This window comes from Cohnella rhizosphaerae (assembly GCF_029525575.1).
Taxonomy (GTDB): Bacteria; Bacillota; Bacilli; order Paenibacillales; family Paenibacillaceae; genus Cohnella; species Cohnella rhizosphaerae.
The window spans coordinates 717,631-735,959 of sequence record NZ_JAPDIA010000008.1; the positions used below are offsets into that span (position 1 = coordinate 717,631).

General features: G+C 61.2%; 20 protein-coding genes and 1 pseudogene. 15 read left to right on the top strand and 6 right to left on the bottom strand.

The annotated features are described in order from the left end of the window. Window positions 1–3: 3 nt before the first annotated feature. The 4 genes from OMP40_RS26760 (at window position 4) to OMP40_RS26775 (ending at window position 3,887) form a co-directional block, all read left to right on the top strand. A complete protein-coding gene (locus tag OMP40_RS26760) occupies window positions 4–234 on the top strand; it encodes a hypothetical protein (protein WP_277535906.1) in 231 nt (76 codons plus the stop codon). A 217-nt stretch (window positions 235–451) separates the two neighbouring features. Next, complete coding sequence (locus tag OMP40_RS26765) at window positions 452–2,068, top strand: family 10 glycosylhydrolase (RefSeq protein WP_277538048.1); 1,617 nt, start codon at window positions 452–454, stop codon at window positions 2,066–2,068. A gap of 127 nt (window positions 2,069–2,195) precedes the next feature. Then, on the top strand, window positions 2,196–2,870 hold the full coding sequence (locus tag OMP40_RS26770) for a DUF421 domain-containing protein (RefSeq protein WP_277535907.1): 675 nt from the start codon (window positions 2,196–2,198) through the stop codon (window positions 2,868–2,870). An 84-nt stretch (window positions 2,871–2,954) separates the two neighbouring features. After that, on the top strand, window positions 2,955–3,887 hold the full coding sequence (locus OMP40_RS26775; RefSeq protein ID WP_277535909.1) for a manganese-dependent inorganic pyrophosphatase: 933 nt from the start codon (window positions 2,955–2,957) through the stop codon (window positions 3,885–3,887). Window positions 3,888–3,999: 112 nt separating this feature from the next. Here the strand turns inward: OMP40_RS26775 and OMP40_RS26780 are convergent, their stop codons facing one another. Continuing rightward, window positions 4,000–5,013 carry an LLM class flavin-dependent oxidoreductase gene (locus tag OMP40_RS26780; RefSeq protein ID WP_277535911.1) on the bottom strand — a complete coding sequence of 338 codons (1,014 nt, stop codon included), beginning with the start codon at window positions 5,011–5,013 and terminating at the stop codon, window positions 4,000–4,002. 203 nt (window positions 5,014–5,216) lie between these two features. Between OMP40_RS26780 and OMP40_RS26785 the strand changes: the two genes are divergently transcribed. The 5 genes and pseudogenes from OMP40_RS26785 (at window position 5,217) to OMP40_RS40490 (ending at window position 8,755) form a co-directional block, all read left to right on the top strand. Beyond that, window positions 5,217–5,759, top strand: coding sequence for a GNAT family N-acetyltransferase (locus OMP40_RS26785; protein WP_277535912.1), 543 nt, complete (start codon window positions 5,217–5,219; stop codon window positions 5,757–5,759). Continuing rightward, window positions 5,756–6,811, top strand: coding sequence for a M42 family metallopeptidase (locus OMP40_RS26790; RefSeq protein WP_277535913.1), 1,056 nt, complete (start codon window positions 5,756–5,758; stop codon window positions 6,809–6,811). Before OMP40_RS26785 ends, OMP40_RS26790 begins: the two co-directional genes overlap by 4 nt. A gap of 409 nt (window positions 6,812–7,220) precedes the next feature. Then, window positions 7,221–8,003, top strand: a pseudogene (locus tag OMP40_RS40480) (LTA synthase family protein); the annotation flags it as partial. Beyond that, the gene (locus OMP40_RS40485) at window positions 7,975–8,586 is read left to right on the top strand and encodes an LTA synthase family protein (RefSeq protein ID WP_338131244.1); all 612 of its coding nucleotides are present in this window, start codon (window positions 7,975–7,977) and stop codon (window positions 8,584–8,586) included. The pseudogene OMP40_RS40480 and the gene OMP40_RS40485, both read left to right, overlap by 29 nt. 7 nt (window positions 8,587–8,593) lie before the next feature. Continuing rightward, on the top strand, window positions 8,594–8,755 hold the full coding sequence (locus tag OMP40_RS40490) for a hypothetical protein (protein WP_338131245.1): 162 nt from the start codon (window positions 8,594–8,596) through the stop codon (window positions 8,753–8,755). 25 nt (window positions 8,756–8,780) lie between these two features. Here OMP40_RS40490 and OMP40_RS26800 read toward each other — a convergent pair whose 3' ends face one another. After that, window positions 8,781–9,428: a metal-dependent hydrolase gene (locus OMP40_RS26800; RefSeq protein ID WP_277535914.1), complete on the bottom strand. Its 648-nt coding sequence runs from the start codon at window positions 9,426–9,428 to the stop codon at window positions 8,781–8,783. A 123-nt stretch (window positions 9,429–9,551) separates the two neighbouring features. Between OMP40_RS26800 and OMP40_RS26805 the strand changes: the two genes are divergently transcribed. Further along, entirely contained in the window at window positions 9,552–9,824 is a 273-nt protein-coding gene (locus OMP40_RS26805) for a YqkE family protein (protein ID WP_277535915.1), read from the top strand. A gap of 89 nt (window positions 9,825–9,913) precedes the next feature. Here the strand turns inward: OMP40_RS26805 and OMP40_RS26810 are convergent, their stop codons facing one another. Further along, a complete protein-coding gene (locus OMP40_RS26810) occupies window positions 9,914–10,624 on the bottom strand; it encodes a PsbP-related protein (protein ID WP_277535916.1) in 711 nt (236 codons plus the stop codon). A 309-nt stretch (window positions 10,625–10,933) separates the two neighbouring features. Between OMP40_RS26810 and OMP40_RS26815 the strand changes: the two genes are divergently transcribed. Both OMP40_RS26815 and OMP40_RS26820 read left to right on the top strand, forming a co-directional pair. Further along, on the top strand, window positions 10,934–11,527 hold the full coding sequence (locus OMP40_RS26815; RefSeq protein WP_277538049.1) for a TVP38/TMEM64 family protein: 594 nt from the start codon (window positions 10,934–10,936) through the stop codon (window positions 11,525–11,527). A 55-nt stretch (window positions 11,528–11,582) separates the two neighbouring features. Continuing rightward, the gene (locus OMP40_RS26820; RefSeq protein WP_277538050.1) at window positions 11,583–12,455 is read left to right on the top strand and encodes a radical SAM/SPASM domain-containing protein; all 873 of its coding nucleotides are present in this window, start codon (window positions 11,583–11,585) and stop codon (window positions 12,453–12,455) included. Between the two features lie 469 nt (window positions 12,456–12,924). Here OMP40_RS26820 and OMP40_RS26825 read toward each other — a convergent pair whose 3' ends face one another. Both OMP40_RS26825 and OMP40_RS26830 read right to left on the bottom strand, forming a co-directional pair. Beyond that, window positions 12,925–13,062 carry a RidA family protein gene (locus tag OMP40_RS26825; RefSeq protein ID WP_277535917.1) on the bottom strand — a complete coding sequence of 46 codons (138 nt, stop codon included), beginning with the start codon at window positions 13,060–13,062 and terminating at the stop codon, window positions 12,925–12,927. Between the two features lie 16 nt (window positions 13,063–13,078). Beyond that, window positions 13,079–13,405, bottom strand: a complete 327-nt coding sequence (locus OMP40_RS26830) for a RidA family protein (protein WP_277535918.1) — start codon at window positions 13,403–13,405, stop codon at window positions 13,079–13,081. A gap of 530 nt (window positions 13,406–13,935) precedes the next feature. On the opposite strand from OMP40_RS26830, the gene OMP40_RS26835 reads away from it, so the two are divergent. Together OMP40_RS26835 and OMP40_RS26840 are read left to right on the top strand one after the other, a co-directional pair. Next, window positions 13,936–15,621 (top strand): acyltransferase family protein, encoded by a 1,686-nt coding sequence (locus OMP40_RS26835; RefSeq protein WP_277535919.1) that lies wholly within the window; start codon window positions 13,936–13,938, stop codon window positions 15,619–15,621. Next, window positions 15,615–16,052, top strand: coding sequence for an SGNH/GDSL hydrolase family protein (locus OMP40_RS26840; protein ID WP_277535920.1), 438 nt, complete (start codon window positions 15,615–15,617; stop codon window positions 16,050–16,052). The genes OMP40_RS26835 and OMP40_RS26840 overlap by 7 nt, the downstream gene beginning before the upstream one ends. 86 nt (window positions 16,053–16,138) lie before the next feature. Here OMP40_RS26840 and OMP40_RS26845 read toward each other — a convergent pair whose 3' ends face one another. Then, complete coding sequence (locus tag OMP40_RS26845) at window positions 16,139–16,594, bottom strand: Dps family protein (RefSeq protein WP_277535921.1); 456 nt, start codon at window positions 16,592–16,594, stop codon at window positions 16,139–16,141. A 210-nt stretch (window positions 16,595–16,804) separates the two neighbouring features. Between OMP40_RS26845 and OMP40_RS26850 the strand changes: the two genes are divergently transcribed. Then, window positions 16,805–18,232, top strand: coding sequence for an aldehyde dehydrogenase family protein (locus OMP40_RS26850; RefSeq protein ID WP_277538052.1), 1,428 nt, complete (start codon window positions 16,805–16,807; stop codon window positions 18,230–18,232). Window positions 18,233–18,329: the final 97 nt, after the last annotated feature.

Consider the following 18,329-nt stretch of genomic DNA (forward strand, 5'->3'; position numbering starts at 1 on the left):
GCGATGCCTGCCGCCCGGTACAGCATCGCGCACGTGCCTGGCGAAGAGACGGCGCAGGATGACTACCGGCCGGTCGAGGAGGACGTCATGACGCGCCCCCCGACGGGCGCCGGCGCGCATCGCCAGCGCCAGGCCGGACGGTTCGACGACGCGGATGCCTGGAAGTCGCTGGAGGAATACGGCAACGCCTCGGATACGCAGTCGACCGGCGCCGGGACGGATCAGGAACGATGACCGGATATGCGGCAATATAGAGCGGCAATATAGAGAGGGCACGGCGGATGAGAGCATTCTCATCGCGCCGTGTTTTTTATTTTAGCAACAATTGGCGGGCTTTGTCGTCTATACCCATAGCGTCGATAAGCGATATCGATCATACTTTGGGAGCTTGGAGGCTATTCGATTGAAACGGATATTAAAACTGGCGCTGCCGCTCTTGTTCGCCCTGTCGATGAGCTTGCCGGGCTGGCAACCGGCGGCCGCCGCGAAGCTCGCCTACATTACCGTTTATCTGGACGGCGAGAAGCTGCCCGCCGACGTACCGCCCTATATCGATCCCAAGCTCGGCGCCACGATGGTGCCGATCCGCACCGTTAGCGAAGGCCTGGGGGCTTCGATCGTATGGACGCAGAAGACGCAGACGGCCGCGATCGCCAAAGACGGGGACAAGATCGTGCTTACGAGCGGCAATAAGACCGCGACCGTGAACGGCAGTCCGGTGCCGCTTGACGCGTCCGTTCAAAACAAAGCCGGAAGGATTATGGTGCCGCTTCGCTTTATCGGCGAAAATCTCGGTCTCGACGTCGTGTGGGACCCGTCCGCTCGATCCGTCGTCATGCGTTCGAAAAACGGCGGCGAAAATGGAGGCGCAGGCGGCGAAGCGGGAGGCGATCCTGGCAGCGATCCGGGTTCCGATCCTGGCAGCGATCCCGGCAGCGATCCCGGCGGCGGTTCGACGTCCGAAAGCTTGCGCGGCGCATGGATATCGACCGTGTACAACCTGGACTGGCCGTCAACAGCCGCTTCCGGCAACGCGAACAAGCAGAAGCAGGAGTTCTCGGCGATGCTGGACCAGTTTCAGCGAATGGGCTTGAACGCCGTATTCCTGCAGGTGCGCCCCGCCTCGGACGCCTTGTACCGATCGGCGCTCGTGCCTTGGTCCAAGGTGCTCACCGGCACGCAGGGTCGCGATCCGGGCTACGACCCGCTTGCTTACCTGGTCGAGGAGACCCATCGTCGCGGCATGCAGTTCCATGCCTGGTTTAACCCGTTCCGCGCGAATACGGACACGAAAACGGCCGCGCTCGCCGGCAACCACGTGGCAATGCAGCATCCCGAATGGATCGTGACGACGGGTACGGCTTCGTATATCAATCCGGGCATTCCGGAAGCCCGGCAGCACATCATCGACACGATTATGGAAGTGGTCAACGGCTACGATATCGACGGCGTGCACCTGGACGATTATTTCTATCCTTCGGGCGGCCTATTCAGCGACGACGCGACGTTCGCGCTTCACAATCCTACGCGTATCCTGCTCAAGACCGATTGGAGGCGCGAAAATATCAATACGTTCGTGCGCGATCTCGGCGCCTCGATCCATGCGGCCAAGCCGAGCGTCTCGTTCGGGATCAGCCCCTTCGGCGTATGGCGGAACGTCGCGGCCGATCCGACCGGCTCCGATACGAAGGCGGGCGTGACCGCGTACGACAGCATGTTCGCCGACGTGCGGACATGGATCCGGCAAGGCTGGATCGATTATGTCGCGCCGCAGATTTACTGGAGCATGTCCAATGCGGCCGCGCGCTACGACAAGCTGGTCGATTGGTGGTCCGGCGAAGTGGCGGGCACGAGCGTGAAGCTGTACGTCGGCCATGCGACGTATAAGCTTGGCACGGCGGAAGCCGGCTGGCAGTCGGCGGGCGAGATCGTTAATCAGCTTAAATACAATGCCGCGCACCCGATGGTGCAGGGCGATATTTATTACAGCGCATCGTCGCTCCTTAAAAACACGCTCGGCATCGCGCAGTCGCTCCAAAATTATTACGGTCAAGACCTGAACTCATAACGCATCGAATATGGCTTGCGAATCCCCCGACGGCGACGATCGGGGGGATTTTGGCATGGTTAAGCGTCCGAACGTTGCGGGTAATGAGAGGCATTCGCCGGCAAAGGACGGAAAGGAGAACTTATCCATGATTGAGATGATCACGTTCAAGCTCGTCATCGCGATCTTCGGCCTGTGGACCATGACGCGACTGCTCGGAAAGAAGGAAATCTCCCAGTTGACCGCGTTCGACTTCGTGTCATCGCTCATGCTGAGCGAACTGGTCGGGAATACGATCTACGACAAGGACGCGAAGCTCGTTCACTTGCTTTACGCGCTGGCGCTCTGGACCTGTCTGTCGATCGGGCTGGAGAAGCTCAGCATCTTGTTTCCGCGCCTGGGCCGTCTCGCGAGCGGCAAACCAGAGCTGCTCATACATAACCGCAAGATCCTTTACGGAGCGATGAAACGCAATAACCTGGACTTCGGGCAGCTGCATGCGATGCTCAGGCAGAGCGGCGTGTTCGCGATCGGCCAGGTGGAGTATGCGGTGCTGGAGACGAACGGCAGCCTCAGCGTCATGCTCAAATCCGACGTTAAGGAAGGAGAAAGAGCGGATCTGAAGCCGCCGACCGCTGAGGTCGTGCTTCCGGTGGCGCTCGTCGTCAACGGGCGAATCGATGCGGCCAGCCTGCGCGAGCTCGGAAGAGACGGCGGATGGCTCGTCCGCGAGCTTGGGCGGCGTGGCGTCGAGGACATCAAGAGCGTGCTGTACGCCGAATGGAGCGAAGGGGAAGATCTGTACGTCCAGCGCAAAGACTGACAAAATACGGACGGCGCGACTTGCCTGGTCCGCTTCTTGTGCGTTATAATTTTGAAGCCAATTCTATTAAAGAGGAGTATGAAGATGGGAAAAGTATTGATCTTCGGTCACAAAAATCCCGATACGGATACGATCTGCTCCGCGATCGCCTATGCGGCGCTTAAGAACAAGCTGGGCGTCGAAGCCGAAGCCGTGCGCCTCGGCAACGTGAGCGCCGAGACGCAGTTCGCGCTCGACACGTTCGGCGCGGCCGCTCCGCGCCTCGTCGAGACGGTCGCTTCCGAAGCGAAGCAAGTCATTCTGGTCGACCACAACGAGCGCCAGCAAAGCGCCGCCGACATCGATCAGGTACAGGTGATCGAAGTCATCGACCACCACCGGATCGCCAACTTCGAGACGAGCGCGCCGCTGTATTACCGCGCCGAGCCGGTCGGCTGCACGGCTACGATCCTGAAGAAGCTGTACAAGGAAAACGGCGTCGAGATCGAAAAGAACGTCGCCGGCCTGATGCTTTCCGCCATCATCTCCGACTCCCTGCTCTTCAAGTCGCCCACCTGCACGCAGGAAGACATCGACGCCGCTCGCGAGCTGGCTTCGATCGCCGGCGTAGATGCCGACGCTTACGGCCTCGATATGCTGAAAGCGGGCGCGAACCTGCTCGACAAGTCGATCGACGAGCTCGTTTCCCTCGACGCGAAGGAATTTTCCATGGGGGCCGCCAAGGTCGAGATCGCGCAAGTGAACGCCGTCGACGTGAACGACGTGCTGTCCCGCCAGGGCGAGCTCGAGGACAAGCTGAACGGCATCATCGCCGCGAAGGGGCTCGACCTGTTCCTGTTCGTCGTGACCGATATCCTGAACAACGATTCGGTCGGCGTCGCGCTTGGCAAGTCCGCAGCGGTCGTCGAGCAGGCCTACGGCGTCAAGCTGGACGGCAACAAGGCGATCCTCAAGGGCGTCGTGTCCCGCAAATCGCAGATCGTGCCGGTGCTGACGGATACGTTCAACAAGCAATAATCGGATCGGGGACATTCATTCATCGCGATTCCGAAGAAAAAGCCGCCTTGCGAGGCGGCTTTTTCGCGTCTTTTTTGGTCGTTCGCAAAAGGAGGATGAGGGGCGGACGCGCTTAAATGCCGGCCGGGCCGAGGCCGAACGCTTCGGCGACGAGACGATAAGAACGCAGCCGAGCTTCGAAGCTGTGCGTCACGGTGACGATCATCAGCTCGTCGATGCCGAGGCGCTCGGACATCTCCTCGAGCTGCCGCTTGACGGACGCCGGCGTGCCGACGATCCGGCGGTGGGCGCCGGACGCGATCCGCATACGGTCGTATTCGGTATATGGGTAAGCTTCGGCGGTCTCGACGCTCGGAAAGCGGTCGAGCAGGCGCCCGTTCTCCAGCGACAGGAAAAACAGCTCGGTACTGGAAGCCAAGCGGCGCGCTTCCTCGTCGGTATCCGCGCAAACGACGTATACGGCGGCGAGCAGCTTCGGCGCGTCGTTCAGCGCGGACGGCTTGAATCGGTCCTTGTAGTGCTGCACCGATACTTCGCTGTCGGGTACGCCGAAAAATTGGGCATAGCCGTAGGCGGCGCCGATCTCCGCTGCGATCGCGGCGCTGCCGAAGCTCGAGCCGAGCAGCCAAAGCTCGGGCGCCGTCGGGATGGAGGGCGAAGCCGTCAGTCCCTTGAATCTGTGCTTTTCGGGCAGGGCATCGTTCAAGTAGCCGATCAAATCCGCAACCTGCTGCGGATAATTGTCGATGTGCGAGATCTTGCCCTCCTGGAGCGCGCGGGTCGAGATCGGCATGCCGCCCGGCGCGCGCCCGAGCCCGACGTCGATGCGGCCCGGATGGAGCGCCTCCAGCACGCGAAAGTTTTCGGCGACTTTATAGGCGCTGTAGTGGGACAGCATGACGCCGCCGGAGCCGACCTTGATGCGCTGCGTATTCGCGGCAAGATGGGCGATGAGCACCTCGGGGCTCGAGGACGCGAGCGCATGGGAAGCGTGATGCTCGGCCACCCAGTATCGGTGGTAGCCAAGCCGGTCGGCTTCCTTGGCCAGCTCGGTCGTCTCGCGCAGCGCGTCGGTCGCGGTTCGCCCTTCGGCGATTTGCGATTGATCCAATATGCTTAATTTCATAAAGCCTTCACCTCGGCGATCGGATTTGTTTTTCCAGCATGCGTTATTTATCTGTGATTTATAATCGCACATTTAACCGCAAAACGCCAGCGTCCTTTGTTCGCAAGACGAGATGGAGCCGAAGACGTGCGACGCGGTTGGACTTTTCAAATGCGGTGGACTAATATTATGGAATAAAAATCGGACGCTCGGGAGGTGCTTGAATGGAGCTCACGCTGCAGGACAAGCCCGACGAATCGAGCTGGCGCGAGGCGTTGGCGCTTTACCGCGCGGCCTTTCCGGCCGAAGGGCGCAAGCCCGAAGCGATCCTGGCCCGCATGTTCGAAAAGCGGCTCGGCGTTCTGGCTGCGGGCAGCGAAGAGGGCGTCATGAAGGCGATGGCCGTATGCGGCGTTCTGGCGGAACCGAAGCTGCTGCTGATCGATTATTTGGCGGTTCGGGCGGCGGACCGGGGACGCGGGGCGGGCACGGCCTTCGTGTCTATGATCGCCGATTGGGCCAAGGCGCAAGGCCTGGACGGCCTTCTGATCGAAGCGGAAGCGGAGGACACGCCGGAAAATGAAGCCCGCATCCGGTTTTGGGAAAAATGCGGGTTCGCGCGCACGGCTTACGTTCATCAATATATTTGGGTGCCGGAGCCTTACAGGGCGATGGTCCGCTACTTCGAGCCGGGCCGTTTTCCGGCGCCGGACGGCATGAAGCTATTCAAGTATATCAGCGAGTTTCACAGGAGGTCATTCAGATGACGGAGTCCGCTTACCGGTCGCTCGATCGGGACTACATACTGGCATGGCTGGCGCGTCTGCTCGGCTGTCCGAGCCCGAGTGGCTATTGCATGGAGATCGCCGCGATGCTGCGCGAAGAGGCCGCGAGACTCGGCTATGCCAGCGAGACGACGCCCAAAGGCAACGTGATCGTCACGGTGCCGGGACGCGAGGAAGGGGCGGCCGTCGGTTTGTCCGCGCACGTCGATACGCTCGGCGCGATGGTGCGAGCGGTCAAAGCGGCGGGCACGCTGCGGTTTACGCCGATCGGCGGCTATGCGATGCAGACGGTCGAAGGCGAATACTGCACCGTACATACGCGCGACGGTCGCAAGTACGAGGGAACGGTGCTGTCCACGAAGCCGTCGGTTCACGTGCATGCGGATGTGCGCGAATGGAAGCGCGAGGAGGAAAACATGGAGATTCGGCTGGACGAGGACGTCCGCGCCAAAGACGACGCGCTCGCGCTCGGCATCGCGCCCGGCGACTTCGTGTCCTGGGATCCCCGGACAAGGATGTATCCGAACGGCTGGATCAAATCTCGCCATCTGGACGACAAGGCGAGCGTCGCCGCGTTGTTCGGGCTGCTCGAATGGCTGAAGCGAACCGGCCGGGCGCCCGTCAGGACGCTTAAGCTTGTCTTTTCGACGTACGAGGAGGTCGGGCACGGCGCCGCCTGGATTCCCGCGGATATCGAGGAGCTGATCGCGGTCGACATGGGCGCGCTCGGCGACGATCTGTCCGCGACGGAACGGGATGTCTCGATCTGCGCCAAAGATTCGTCGGGGCCGTACGACTACGGCATGACGACGCGCCTCGTCGAGCTCGCGAAGCGGGAAGGCATTGCCCATGCGGTCGATATTTACCCGCATTACGGCTCGGACGCCACGGCCGCGCTTCGGGGCGGCAGCAACGTGCGCGCCGCGCTCATCGGTCCCGGCGTGCACGCCTCGCACGGCATGGAGCGCACGCACGCGGACGCCATAATGGGAACTGCGGCGCTGCTGATCGCTTATGTTACGGCTCAACGGTAACCGCGCGGACGGCGGTATCGGACCGGAAGCGGGCGGCGCCTCCGCTTCCGCCGGCTTGCCGAACGGCAGAACGGCGATCGGACGTTTGCGCCGGGCGCCTTCGGTTTATGTCGTCCTGACCGCTCTCCTGTGGATCAAACTGGGTTTGCTTCGCTACTTTACGTTCGGCGAGGTCGCCTGGCGCCATATCGGCGCCGACGCGGCCGCGGTAGCGGTACTGACGAGTCTTGTGGCCTTGATGCTGCCCGGCCGCGGCCGAGGCATCGCCTGCTGGCTGCTCGACGCCCTCGTCTCCGCGATATTGTTCGCGGCGACGCTTTATTTCGCTCACTTCGGCTCGATGCCGACGTATACGGCGCTCCTGGAGCTGCATCAGGTTCCGCAAGTCCAGGCCAGCGTGCAATCGACGATGGACCCGCTGTACTATTCGTTTTTCGCCGATCTGCCCTTATGGGCGGCGGCGGGCTTCGTCTTGCGAAGGCGTTCGGCCATTCGCGCCGCAGCGCCCGCCGCCCGCAGATGGCTGGCCGCCGTCGCGCTCGTCGCCTGCGCGGGCATCGTCGCTTCAGGCGTCCGCCAGGGACTCGGCATCGACAACGAGCTGGCCGCCGCGGACCGCGAAGGCTTCCTGAGCTATCAGGTCATTGCCGCGATCAAGGCGGGCCGCGAATCCCGCCAAGCGTCGGCGGCCGATCTCGCGCAGACCGTGAGCGAGATCGACGCGCTGCAAGCGTCGTTCCCCTATCGAAAAAGCGCGGGCGCGGCGCCGGCGCATTTCGGCGAAGCTGCCGGCAGCGATCTGATCGTCTTGCAGCTGGAGGCGTTTCAAAACTTCCCGCTTCATCTGAAGGTCGACGGGCGAGAGGTGACGCCGGTGCTGAACAAGCTGGCGGACGAATCGTACTATTTCCCCCGCGTCTACCAGCAGATCGGACAGGGGAATACATCGGACGCCGAGTTCATGGCGAACACGTCGATCTATCCGACCGCGAAGATCGCGATGTCCACGGGATTCGGCGACAAAGCGCTGCCGAGCCTTCCGCGGCTGCTGCAGCGGGACGGCTACAAGGCGTTTACGTTCCATGTGAACGACGTCAAGTTTTGGGATCGCAACCGGCTGTATCCGGCGCTTCATTTCGACCGGTATTTCGATCGGCCCTATTATGAGAACGACCACTTCAACGAGTTCGGCGCGTCCGACGAAGAGCTGTACCGCTTCGGCGTCGAGGAGCTGGCGAAGACGAGCAAGGCGGGAACGCCTTTTTTACGCGCAATTCGTGACCGCTTCGAGCCACTTTCCGTTCAAGGTGCCCGAAGACCGCCGAAGACTGAAGGTGCCGGACGCGCTGGAAGGCACGCAGCTCGGGGATTATTTGATCGCGGCGAATTATACCGATTATGCGATCGGCCAATTGATCGAAGGGCTTAAAAGAGAAGGCTTGTGGGACCGGACGACGCTCGCCGTCTACGGGGACCATTACGGCCTGCAGCCGGACGACAACGATCCGCAATGGGTCGGCAGCGTCCTCGGCATCCAGTACGATTCGCGCATCTCCCGGATGAATATTCCGTTTATCGTGCATACGCCCGGTCAGCCGACCGGGAAGAGAGTAGAGCAGGTCGGCGGGCAGCTCGACATGCTGCCGACGATCGCCAACCTGCTCGGGAAGAAGCCGCGCGACGCCGGCGTCGTCGCCTTCGGTCACGACCTGCTGAATATCGACCGGAACGTGGTCGGCAGCCGCTATTACTTGCCGACGGGCTCCTTTTTTTAACGATGAAGTGCTGTACGTGCCGGGTGCGGGATTCGAAGACGGCACGGCCGTATCGCTGGACACGCTGGAGCGAGTCGACGACCTGTCGCCTTACCGGAGCGACTACGATTATATTATGAAGCTGATGGGATTGTCGGACCGCTATGTCCGCTTGCTTCCCAAACGATAAGCCGGGACAAGGACGGGCCGAGCGTTCAAAAGAAAGGGAGCTTGATCGACTTGCGGTAGAGCGGATACAGCCACTTGACGCCGAGCGAGGTCAGCGTATCCGCGACCAAGTGGGAGGCATAGCCTGCCGCCGCGACGATGGCGATGCCGGGAATGTCCCGCTCGGTCTCGAGCTCCCGGCCAAGCCAGTACCAGATCGCCAGCGCCCAGACGGTATGGGTCATGCCGCGATGCTTCAGCCAAGGCGCCCATGCCGTATAAGCGCCGAGGCCGATGAGCCACGTCTCGCCGCTTCGGTAGCCGGCGACGGCCAGTCCGATGCCGACGAGGGAGACGAGGCCGTTGCGGATCGTGCCCGAGGAAACGGACATGAGCACGAGCATGAGCGGAATGCCGATCCAGCCGAGCACCGCCGGCACGGGCTGGCCGGTCGCGTAAAGGTAAAGCGCGGCCGCGGCCGCAACGACGCCGCCGACGAGCGCGCCGCGGTGGATCGCTCTGGAGAGGCCGCCGAGCTTGGCGCTCAGCATATTCGTCCCGTCCAGGTCGGGCGCGAGCGCGGACAAGGCGGCGGCCGCTACGTAGGCGGAAGACTGAACGGGACCGGGCGGATAATAGCAGGCGGCGGCGCCGCCGACGACGAGACCGATGATCAGATGGGTAGAACCTTTCATGATGTGCGCCTCCGTAACTGAATTGCCGATCGCGCGGACAGGCATGCGAACATTTGTTTGATCATTATACCTGCAGGACGAAGTTTCCACAACCGCGCTATAATAGAAACCGAGGTGATCGCGATGGCGAAGAAAAAATCGGGCGCGCCGCGCAGGCCGGAAGCCCGTGAAGCGCAACCGGCGGCGGCGGGATCGACGCTGAAGGAGCTGCTCAGCGCGGAGACGCTGCAAAAGCTGAAGGCGCACGCGGATTCGATCAAGGAAGAAGACCGGAAGCAGGCGGAGGAAAAGCGCGCGGCCGAAGCGGAGGCCAAGCGGGCCGAGGAGAAGCGGCTTGACGGCGACTTCGGGCATTTGCTGGACAACAGCCGCCTCGACTGGAAATCGTTCAAGTAAAAAGGAATGCGCCGTGAAAAAGGGACCGGTCCGCTTCGCAAGCGGACTTCGGTCCCTTTGGCATTCGTTCCGGCATCTTTTTTGCGCGGTTACTCGTAAGAGAGCGTGTCGATCATTTCGCCGACGGTATCCTGATATTTTTCCACGTTGCCCGGTTCGGCCGTGTAGGTGACGATATACGCCTTGTCGTCGTCGATGATCGCCGCCTGCTGCCAATGCAGGTCGAACTGGCCTTGCGTACCGGTATATTCGAGGAAAAAGGCGTGGTCCGCGTCGGACTTCTCGGAGCTGACGAGCTTGAAGTTCGTAATCATTTTTTCAAGCGCTTTTTGCGTCTCGGCCGCGTATTGATCGAGCGAGCCCGTAGCGGCGCCCCCCAGCTCCTGGACGACCAGCGTCACGTTTTCTTTGAAGGGATCCGAATCGCCGTCGGCCGGCGACAGAAAAGCGGCGCTCACGCCTTGAATGTCGGTCTGCACGGTCCAATCCTTCGGATACTGGATGCTGTAGCCGTCGTCGGCGTCTTCGTACAGCTCGAAGCCCGATTTGAGTTCCCCGGCTGGTCGAGCGGCGGGTTCGGATGCGGAACCGGCATCAACGCTCGGGCTGGGGCTTGCGCTCGCGTCCACGCTGGCGCTGGGACTGGCGGAGACGCTTGCGGTCGCCGTGGCGGAAGGACTGTCCGTCGCAGCGGTTTCATTGTTGTCCTTGCCGTTTCCGCATGCCGCGAGGATCAGCGCCAGACCTATCGGAGCCGTCCATTTTAAGTAGGAATTCGTTCGATTCGCCTTGTTTTTCATGACTTCTCTCTCTCCCTTTTTTCTGTCGGATGTTCAAAGCAGATAAATGCGGTACTTCTTTGTTGAATGTACACCGCAACGGCGTTTCGCAAACGCAAAATCGCCGCTTTAAGGAAATCTTTAGTGAAAAAGCGGGCTTCCGGTCAAAAACGAAAGCTTGCGATGCATCGATCGGTCCTGTCCGGCGTATAATCTTTTTTGCTTGCATGGCTGCCATCATGGTAAGGTACAAGAAGAGTTTGCGCGTAAAAACGATGACGGGGGAAGCAAACCGAAGAGCGGGCGAAGGAGGAACGGAGCTTGAGCGATATGATTAACAGTGCCATAGACTGGCTGCTGGAGACGACCAACCTTCAGGGGTTTTATGTGCTGCTCCTCACCGTGCCTCTGGCGATCATACAAGGTTTTTTCGGCATATTTCCTTTTTCCACGCTTATTTTTTTGCAGATCTCCGCGTTAGGCCTGGTCAACGGTCTGATCACCAGCTGGCTCGTCGGCATCGTCGCTTCGCTGGTCGTCTATTATGCGTGCAAATATTTGTTCGCGGACTGGTTCGAGCGCAAGATGAAGGCGAAGGCCGATCGTTATGAAAAATGGCAGGGCTACTTCATGAAGTACGGCGTGTGGTCGATCATTTTCCTGCGTACGCTGCCGATCATGCCGAACAACGTCATCTCCTTCATGGCATCGTTGTCCAAAATTTCGCATCGCTCCTACATGGTCTCGTCGCTGGTCGGCGTCATGTCCCACATCTGGCTGTTCGGCATCGTCAGCTCGTCGATTTTATTCCCGGATACCGATATCCGCGTGCTTATCGGAACCTATTTATTGTTTTGCGCGGCGCTGTCCGGCATTTTCGCGGCCCAATTGCTGCGGGAACGCAGAAGGGCGAGAGGCGTCTGAAGCCGGACGCCCGGAAGGAGCGACATTCGTTTGAAAAGATTCAAAAAAGTTTTATATCGAAATAACGAGCGTATGCAACCTGTCCTGCTCGTTCTGTCCGCCGACCGAACGGAAGGCGAAATTCATCCGGATCGAAGATTTTGCGCATACGCTCGATCAGGTCAAGCCCTTTACGGATCATATTTACCTGCACGTCAAGGGAGAGCCGATGCTTCATCCGAAGCTGGATCAACTGATGGATCTGAGTCACGACAAAGGGTTTAAGGTGAATCTGACGACCAACGGCACGCTCCTCCACAAGGCGGGACCGAAGCTGCTCGGCAAGCCGGCGCTGAGGCAGATCAACTTTTCGCTGCACAGCGAAGGGCCGCATATGGAAGAGCCGAACAAGGATGATTACGTGCTTGGCATCGTCGCCTTCGCGAAGGAGGCGGTGCGGACGAGCGGCGTCACGATCTCGCTGCGGCTGTGGAATCTGGAGCTGGACAACGCGGAAAACGCGGTTCGAAGCCGCAATCGCGACATTCTGGCGCTGCTCGAACGGGCGTTCGGACTCGAACGTCCGATCGAGGAAAGCTGGGAGCGGGGCAAAGGCTTGAAGCTGGCCGAGCGCATCTATTTGAACCAGGACCATGAGTTCAAGTGGCCCGATCTCGCCGAGCCGGAGGACGAAGGCAGAGGGTTCTGCCACGGACTGCGCAATCAGGCGGGGGTGCTGTCAGACGGCACGGTCATTCCTTGCTGTCTGGACGGCGAAGGCGTCATCAATCTGGGCAACATTCACGAGCGACCCTTCGCCGACATCATCGAGGGCGAGCGTGCGCAGCGCATGTACGACGGCTTTTCCCGGCGCGAAGTCGTCGAGGAGCTGTGCAGAAAATGCGGCTACCGGCAGCGCTTCGGCCTGCGCAGCCGGGCATCGGACTGAGAGGCGCTCTTCTCTGAAGTCGGAGCATATGAACATAGGATTTTATAAAGTCCGCGTCAACTGCGGTAGTTATCGAAGGCAAGCCGGGCAAGGATACCGAACTCAGATCTCAGATAGACGCTGATGGACTCAGATGACGCTATTTCGTAAAAAACGGTGCCCTCGCGATCATTTCGGACCGAAGAGCCGTTATTCGCCCAGATTCATGCTAAAAAGGTCTCCAGTCCCGCGATAAGGGCTCCCGGGTCCGCGAGCGGTCCGCAAAGCGCGATCGAAACAAAAATAAGGGCTCCTCAGTCCGTACGCTGCGCGCCATAACGCAAACAAAGGTCCCAAGCGGCTTTTCTATGCTGGCGCGAAGCAGTTGGGCTTTTTTGTTCTGTGAGAATACACTTTCTTGTCCGGCGTTAAAGACAAAATCATGTATCGCCACGCGCGGAAGGGCCTCGAAGGCTTGCTATTAACCTACCTACGCTCTGAACGCGAGCTCCGCCGCAATGACGACCGGGCAGCTCAGCGGCGTGGCGGCGACGCCCATCGCCGTGCGGGCATGCTGGGCGATCTCGCGGCCGAATAGACGATGAAGGAGCGCGGAACATCCGTTCACGACGTTCGTCGTTCGGTTAAAGTCCGGCTGCCAGTACGTAGCCGTCGACCCGCAACCAAGCGGTAATGCGATCCAAATCTCCGATGGCTCGCCTGACGCTGCCCAGCGCCGCGAGCGTCGCGAGTCGGGCAGCCTCTGCCGTCTGCTCCGCCGTCACTTCTGCCCCCACGCGTCCGAACGGACCGATGACGCTGCCATCTGCCGCCTGCGGACCGTGTCCGGACACGTAAACCCGATCCCCGTGCACGCGCGCCCACGCAAAATCCAATATGACGTCCGCCGGCACCTTGGCCGGCTCAGGCAGATACAAGCCCATCTCGCTAATGCGGCGTTCAATCTCCATGGCAATACCCCCCTTCTAATCGTCTTTCTAACATTCAACGGAGCCAGGCGCGTATCCTTCCGCCCCGATCCGACAGCTCGATCGCGGTTTGCGGGCGGCCCGTTCCAGATTGGCTAAAACCCGGTTGTTCCCCATGTGCCTATCGCGGTTTCCTCCCCTTAGGGTCAGCCTCTTTTCGGTATACAAAAATCATTAAAAAAAATCTTTTTTTTTCTTGAACAATGGACAGGGGTGCGCCGTCTAATGATTGAATGTCAAAATCATTGGAAATTTGTCCGATAGGCTGGACAAGGGGGAGGGATGCCGGAGCAGTCGCATAGTCGGATGTTAGACCGAACGCAGCGCTAGTCCTTGACACGCAAGTGACCGCTAGAACGCCGCATGATCAGGCATCGCCCGGATTTTTTTTTCGCACCGGCAAAGGCACCATCCCCGGCAAAGGGGCTATCGAACGACGAACGATGTTTTAACGAAGAATCAATCCGATTATCCAAGCAAGTGTCAAGAGCTGCCAAAGGAGTCCGCTAAGCATGCATACAACTAAAGCAGAACCATCCCGCTACATGCCGGGTCTGGACGGTCTGAGAGCGATCGCGGTCATCGCGGTCATCGCCTATCATCTGGACTTCGACTGGGCCTCGGGAGGCCTATTGGGCGTAGGCGTGTTCTTTGTGCTGTCCGGTTACCTCATTACGGATCAGATCGCCTCCGAGCTCCACCGGGAAGGCCGTCTGAACCTGAAACGGTTCTGGGTTCGCCGCGCGCGCAGATTGCTGCCCGCCATGCTGCTCGTCATGGCCGCCGTATCGCTTTATTTACTGTTATTCGACCGTGATCGGCTGCCGTCGCTGGCAGGCGACGTGTGGTCGGCCGTCACTTATACAAGCAATTGGTACTTAATCTATCATCATGTGTCTTACTTCGAGAGCTTCGGGCCGCCTTCGCCGTTCGGACATCTATGGTCGCTCGCGGTCGAAGAGCAGTTCTACCTGCTGTGGCCGCTGCTCCTGCCGGCGGCGGCGGCCCTGTTCGGACGCCGGGGCAAGACGGCGCTGGCCATCGCCGCGACAGCCGCCGCGTCGGCCGTCCTGATGGCCGCGCTGTACGTGCCCGGAGCCGATCCGAGCCGTATTTATTACGGCACCGACACGCGGGCGTTCGGGCTGCTGATCGGCGCGGCGCTCGCGCTCGTCTGGCCGAGCGGCAGACTGTCCGCGGGTTTGCCGGGGCGGTACCGGGTCGGTCTGGACGGTGCCGGCATTGCCGCACTTGCGGGCATCCTGCTCATGATTCGCTACACGAGCGAATACGATTCTTTCCTGTACCGGGGCGGATTGGTCGTGCTCTCGCTCCTTGCGGCGGCGCTCGTCGCCGCGCTCGCTCATCCGGATAGCCGGCTTGGCGCCTGGCTGGGCTGCGGACCGATGCGCTGGATCGGCAAGCGGTCCTACGGGATCTATTTGTGGCATTATCCGGTCATCGCCCTAAGCGAGAAGCAAGTGAACGCGGACGGACCGGAGCCGCTTCGCATCGCGCTTCAGCTCGCCGTCAGCGTCGCGCTGGCCGCGCTTTCCTACCGCTTCGTCGAAAATCCGATTCGACGCCGCGGTCTGGCCGCCGTCAAGGACGGTTTGCTTGCCGCCGCAGCAAGCTTCGGCAGCGGCATCCGATCCGGTCGTCCGTCCGCTCCGAGCCGTCCGGCGGCGTGTTTGTCCGTCGCGGCGCTCATTCTGCTATGCGTATCCTGCACGGGCGGCGCGCAGCCGCTGAGTGAGGGCGCTAAGGCTGTCGCTTCGGACGGAACCGGCGTTATCGCGGGCTCCGGCCCGGACGCCGACGATGCTTCGGGCGGTCCGGCAGCCGGCGGAGGAAACGGAGGCGCGGATGTGCGACCCGTCAAAGGTCCTGTCGGCACGTCCAAACCGACACCGAAGCCGACCTCGGATCCGACGTCCAAGCCGACGTCCGAGCCGACGACCAAGCCAACATCCGGTCCGACGGCGACGCCGACGTCCAAGCCGGCGTCCGAACCGACGCCTAAGCCATCTCCGGGCGCCAATCCGCCTGCACAGCACGCGCAATCGCCTTCGCCGACGCCGTCCGGCTCTCCGGCGCCGCAGCAAAGCGCAGGGGGAGGGAGAGTCCGGGAAGCGAAAGTGCTTCGGAGCCGCGCAGCGGAGCAGGCATTACCGTCATCGGCGATTCGGTCATGCTGAACGTAAAGCCTTATCTGGAGGATCTGCTGCCCGGCATCGTCGTCGACGGCGAGGTCGGCCGGCAGATGCGTGAGGCGCCTGCGGAGATCGATGCGCTTAAGCGCAACGCGCAGCTTGGCGATCGCGTCGTCGTCGAGCTGGGCACGAACGGCTCGTTTACGAAAAAACAGCTGACGAAGCTGCTGGACGCGCTTGCCGACGCGGACGAAGTGATCTTGATGAACACCCGCGTCCCGCGCAAATGGCAGGATACCGTGAACGACATGCTGAACGATGTCGCATCCGACTATCCGAACGTCTCGATCGGCGACTGGTACGGCGCGAGCGCGGGCCACGACGAGTACTTCGGCAAGGACGGCGTGCATTTGGGCAAAGCCGGCTCGCAAGCTTACGCGAAGCTGGTCGCGGACTTGCTGGGAACGAAAAGCTGACCGGCGTCATGCAGCCGAATCCGGAAGGCTTGCCTACCGAAAATAAAAACGGCCGCTCCCTTCGAAGGAGCGGCCGTTTTGCGTCTTTATTTGCCGAGAAACGCGTTCAGCATCCAGATGGTCTTCTGCAGGTCGGCCGTCTGGCCGATGAACAGATCGGCGGTCGCTTCGTCCCCGGCCGCTTGCGCCGATGCGATGCCGGCGGCAAGCTCTTCTACGAGCTTGGCATAGTCGGCGATCGCGATGCCGACCATTTGCGCCGCCGATTCGCCGCCTGACGCTTCGTCTACGGTCGCGAGCGACAAGCTTTCCTTCAGCGTCGAGACGGGATGGCCGCCGATGGCGAGCAGACGTTCGGCGGTCTCGTCCATACGCGCTGCGGCATCCTCATAGAGCGCCTCGAATTTCGAATGAAGCGTAAAAAATTCGCTGCCCTTGACGTACCAGTGAAAATGGTGCAGCTTCGTGAACAACACGGTCCAGTTGGCGACTTGACGGTTCAGGACGACGGTTAGTTGTTCGACTTGTTTGGTTGCGTTCATAAAAAATCCCCTCCAAATATTATATTTAGACTTAATTTAAATTCTGAGTTCATCTTAACATAAACCTCGGGCGGGTACATGAAGATCGGATGAAGAACTGCTTCGGTCCGATCGGCAGCGTTTGTTTTTGAACCGCATCGCGGCAAGTGCTATTCTTGGAAGTATGGTTGTTTAACATCCTTTTTTATGAAGGAGCGATGCAAAATGATCTTGCGCAAGCATTTGTGGATCGGCGGCGCCCAATATGAGACGGAGTCTTACGTCGTATTAACGGCTCCTTACGATGGAGCGCAGCTGGCGGAGATTGCCGATGCCGCTCCGGAGGACGTGGACCGGGCGATCGCCTCCGCTGCGGAGGCCGCCAAGGCGATGCGGGCGTTGCCGGCGTACCGGCGATCGGCGATCCTGGAGCGGCTGTCGGATCTGCTGACCGAGCGCAGGGAAGAGGCGGCGCGCATCGTCGCCCTTGAGGCGGCGAAGCCGCTCAAAGCCGCGTACGCGGAGATCGACCGCACGGCCGCCACCTACAAGTTCGCGGCCGAGGAGGCCAAGCGGCTGCATGGCGAGACCGTTCCGATGGACGCGGCGCCCGGAGGCGAAGGACGCATCGCCTATACGAAGCGCGAGCCGATCGGCGTCGTCGGCGCCATTACGCCGTTCAATTTTCCGATGAACCTGGTCGCCCACAAGGTCGGTCCGGCGCTGGCCGCGGGCAATGCGGTCGTGCTGAAGCCTGCGCCGCAGACGCCGCTGTCGGCCTTTTTCGTCGCGTCGCTGCTCCACGAAGCAGGGCTTCCGGGCGGGGCGCTGAACGTCGTGACGGGCGACGGCAAGCGCGTCGGCGAGCAGATCGTCGCAGACCGGCGCGTCGGCGCAGTTTCGTTTACGGGCAGCGCCGCCGTGGGCGAAGCCATTCGCGCCCGGGCGGGCCTGAAGCGCGTGACGCTCGAACTTGGCTCGAACAGCGCCCTCATCGTCGACGACGACGCGGATATCGAGGCGGTGGCCCGTCGCTGCGCGGAGGGCGCGTTCGGCTACCAGGGACAGGTTTGCATCTCGCTGCAGCGGATTTACGCGATGGAGGCCGTCGCGGACGAGCTGGCCGCGCGCATCGCGGACGCGGCTTCCAAGCTCGTCGTCGGCGACCCGCTCGACCCGAGGACGGACCTCTCGGCGATGATCGCGCCCCGGGAGGCGAAGCGAGCCGCGGACTGGATCGACGACGCCGTGAGCAGAGGCGCCATGCTGCTGGCGGGCGGCCCGCCGAATGGCGGCGTGCTTCCGCCGGCGGTGCTGACCGGCGTGCCCGACGATGCCGAGCTGTCGCGGCGAGAAGCGTTCGCTCCCGTCGTAATGGTGAATAAAGTGCGGACGATCGCGGAGGCCGTCAGCCGCGCCAACGATTCCGACTTTGGCCTCCAGGTCGGCATTTATACGAACCGCATCGATGCGGCGATGCTGGCGATGGACGCGCTCGTCGCCGGGACCGTGCTCGTGAACGACATCCCGACCTTCAGGCTCGATCATATGCCGTACGGCGGCGTCAAGCAGAGCGGTCTCGGCCGCGAGGGCGTCCGGTACGCGATCGGGGAGCTCACCGAGCCGAAGCTCCTGATCTGGCGCCCGGCCGGCAAGTAAAGGGGACGGGAGGCAAGCGAGTTGGACTATTTGCGCAAATACGCATCGAAATACGGCCTGCTTTTTACGCTGTCGCTCGCGCTTGTCGCGCTCGAAG

What these genes read in the sequence shown, in the direction of transcription:
- OMP40_RS40485 (WP_338131244.1), top strand. Translation starts at nt 7,975, where the DNA reads ATGAGAACGACCACTTCAACGAGTTCGGCGCGTCCGACGAAGAGCTGT.
- OMP40_RS26760 (WP_277535906.1), top strand. Translation starts at nt 4, where the DNA reads ATGCCTGCCGCCCGGTACAGCATCGCGCACGTGCCTGGCGAAGAGACG.
- OMP40_RS26805 (WP_277535915.1), top strand. Translation starts at nt 9,552, where the DNA reads ATGGCGAAGAAAAAATCGGGCGCGCCGCGCAGGCCGGAAGCCCGTGAA.
- OMP40_RS26785 (WP_277535912.1), top strand. Translation starts at nt 5,217, where the DNA reads ATGGAGCTCACGCTGCAGGACAAGCCCGACGAATCGAGCTGGCGCGAG.
- OMP40_RS26835 (WP_277535919.1), top strand. Translation starts at nt 13,936, where the DNA reads ATGCATACAACTAAAGCAGAACCATCCCGCTACATGCCGGGTCTGGAC.
- OMP40_RS26830 (WP_277535918.1), bottom strand. Translation starts at nt 13,405, where the DNA reads ATGGAGATTGAACGCCGCATTAGCGAGATGGGCTTGTATCTGCCTGAG.
- OMP40_RS26765 (WP_277538048.1), top strand. Translation starts at nt 452, where the DNA reads ATGAGCTTGCCGGGCTGGCAACCGGCGGCCGCCGCGAAGCTCGCCTAC.
- OMP40_RS26840 (WP_277535920.1), top strand. Translation starts at nt 15,615, where the DNA reads ATGCTGAACGTAAAGCCTTATCTGGAGGATCTGCTGCCCGGCATCGTC.
- OMP40_RS26815 (WP_277538049.1), top strand. Translation starts at nt 10,934, where the DNA reads ATGATTAACAGTGCCATAGACTGGCTGCTGGAGACGACCAACCTTCAG.
- OMP40_RS26810 (WP_277535916.1), bottom strand. Translation starts at nt 10,624, where the DNA reads ATGAAAAACAAGGCGAATCGAACGAATTCCTACTTAAAATGGACGGCT.
- OMP40_RS26845 (WP_277535921.1), bottom strand. Translation starts at nt 16,594, where the DNA reads ATGAACGCAACCAAACAAGTCGAACAACTAACCGTCGTCCTGAACCGT.
- OMP40_RS26775 (WP_277535909.1), top strand. Translation starts at nt 2,955, where the DNA reads ATGGGAAAAGTATTGATCTTCGGTCACAAAAATCCCGATACGGATACG.
- OMP40_RS26770 (WP_277535907.1), top strand. Translation starts at nt 2,196, where the DNA reads ATGATTGAGATGATCACGTTCAAGCTCGTCATCGCGATCTTCGGCCTG.
- OMP40_RS26780 (WP_277535911.1), bottom strand. Translation starts at nt 5,013, where the DNA reads ATGAAATTAAGCATATTGGATCAATCGCAAATCGCCGAAGGGCGAACC.
- OMP40_RS26800 (WP_277535914.1), bottom strand. Translation starts at nt 9,428, where the DNA reads ATGAAAGGTTCTACCCATCTGATCATCGGTCTCGTCGTCGGCGGCGCC.
- OMP40_RS26790 (WP_277535913.1), top strand. Translation starts at nt 5,756, where the DNA reads ATGACGGAGTCCGCTTACCGGTCGCTCGATCGGGACTACATACTGGCA.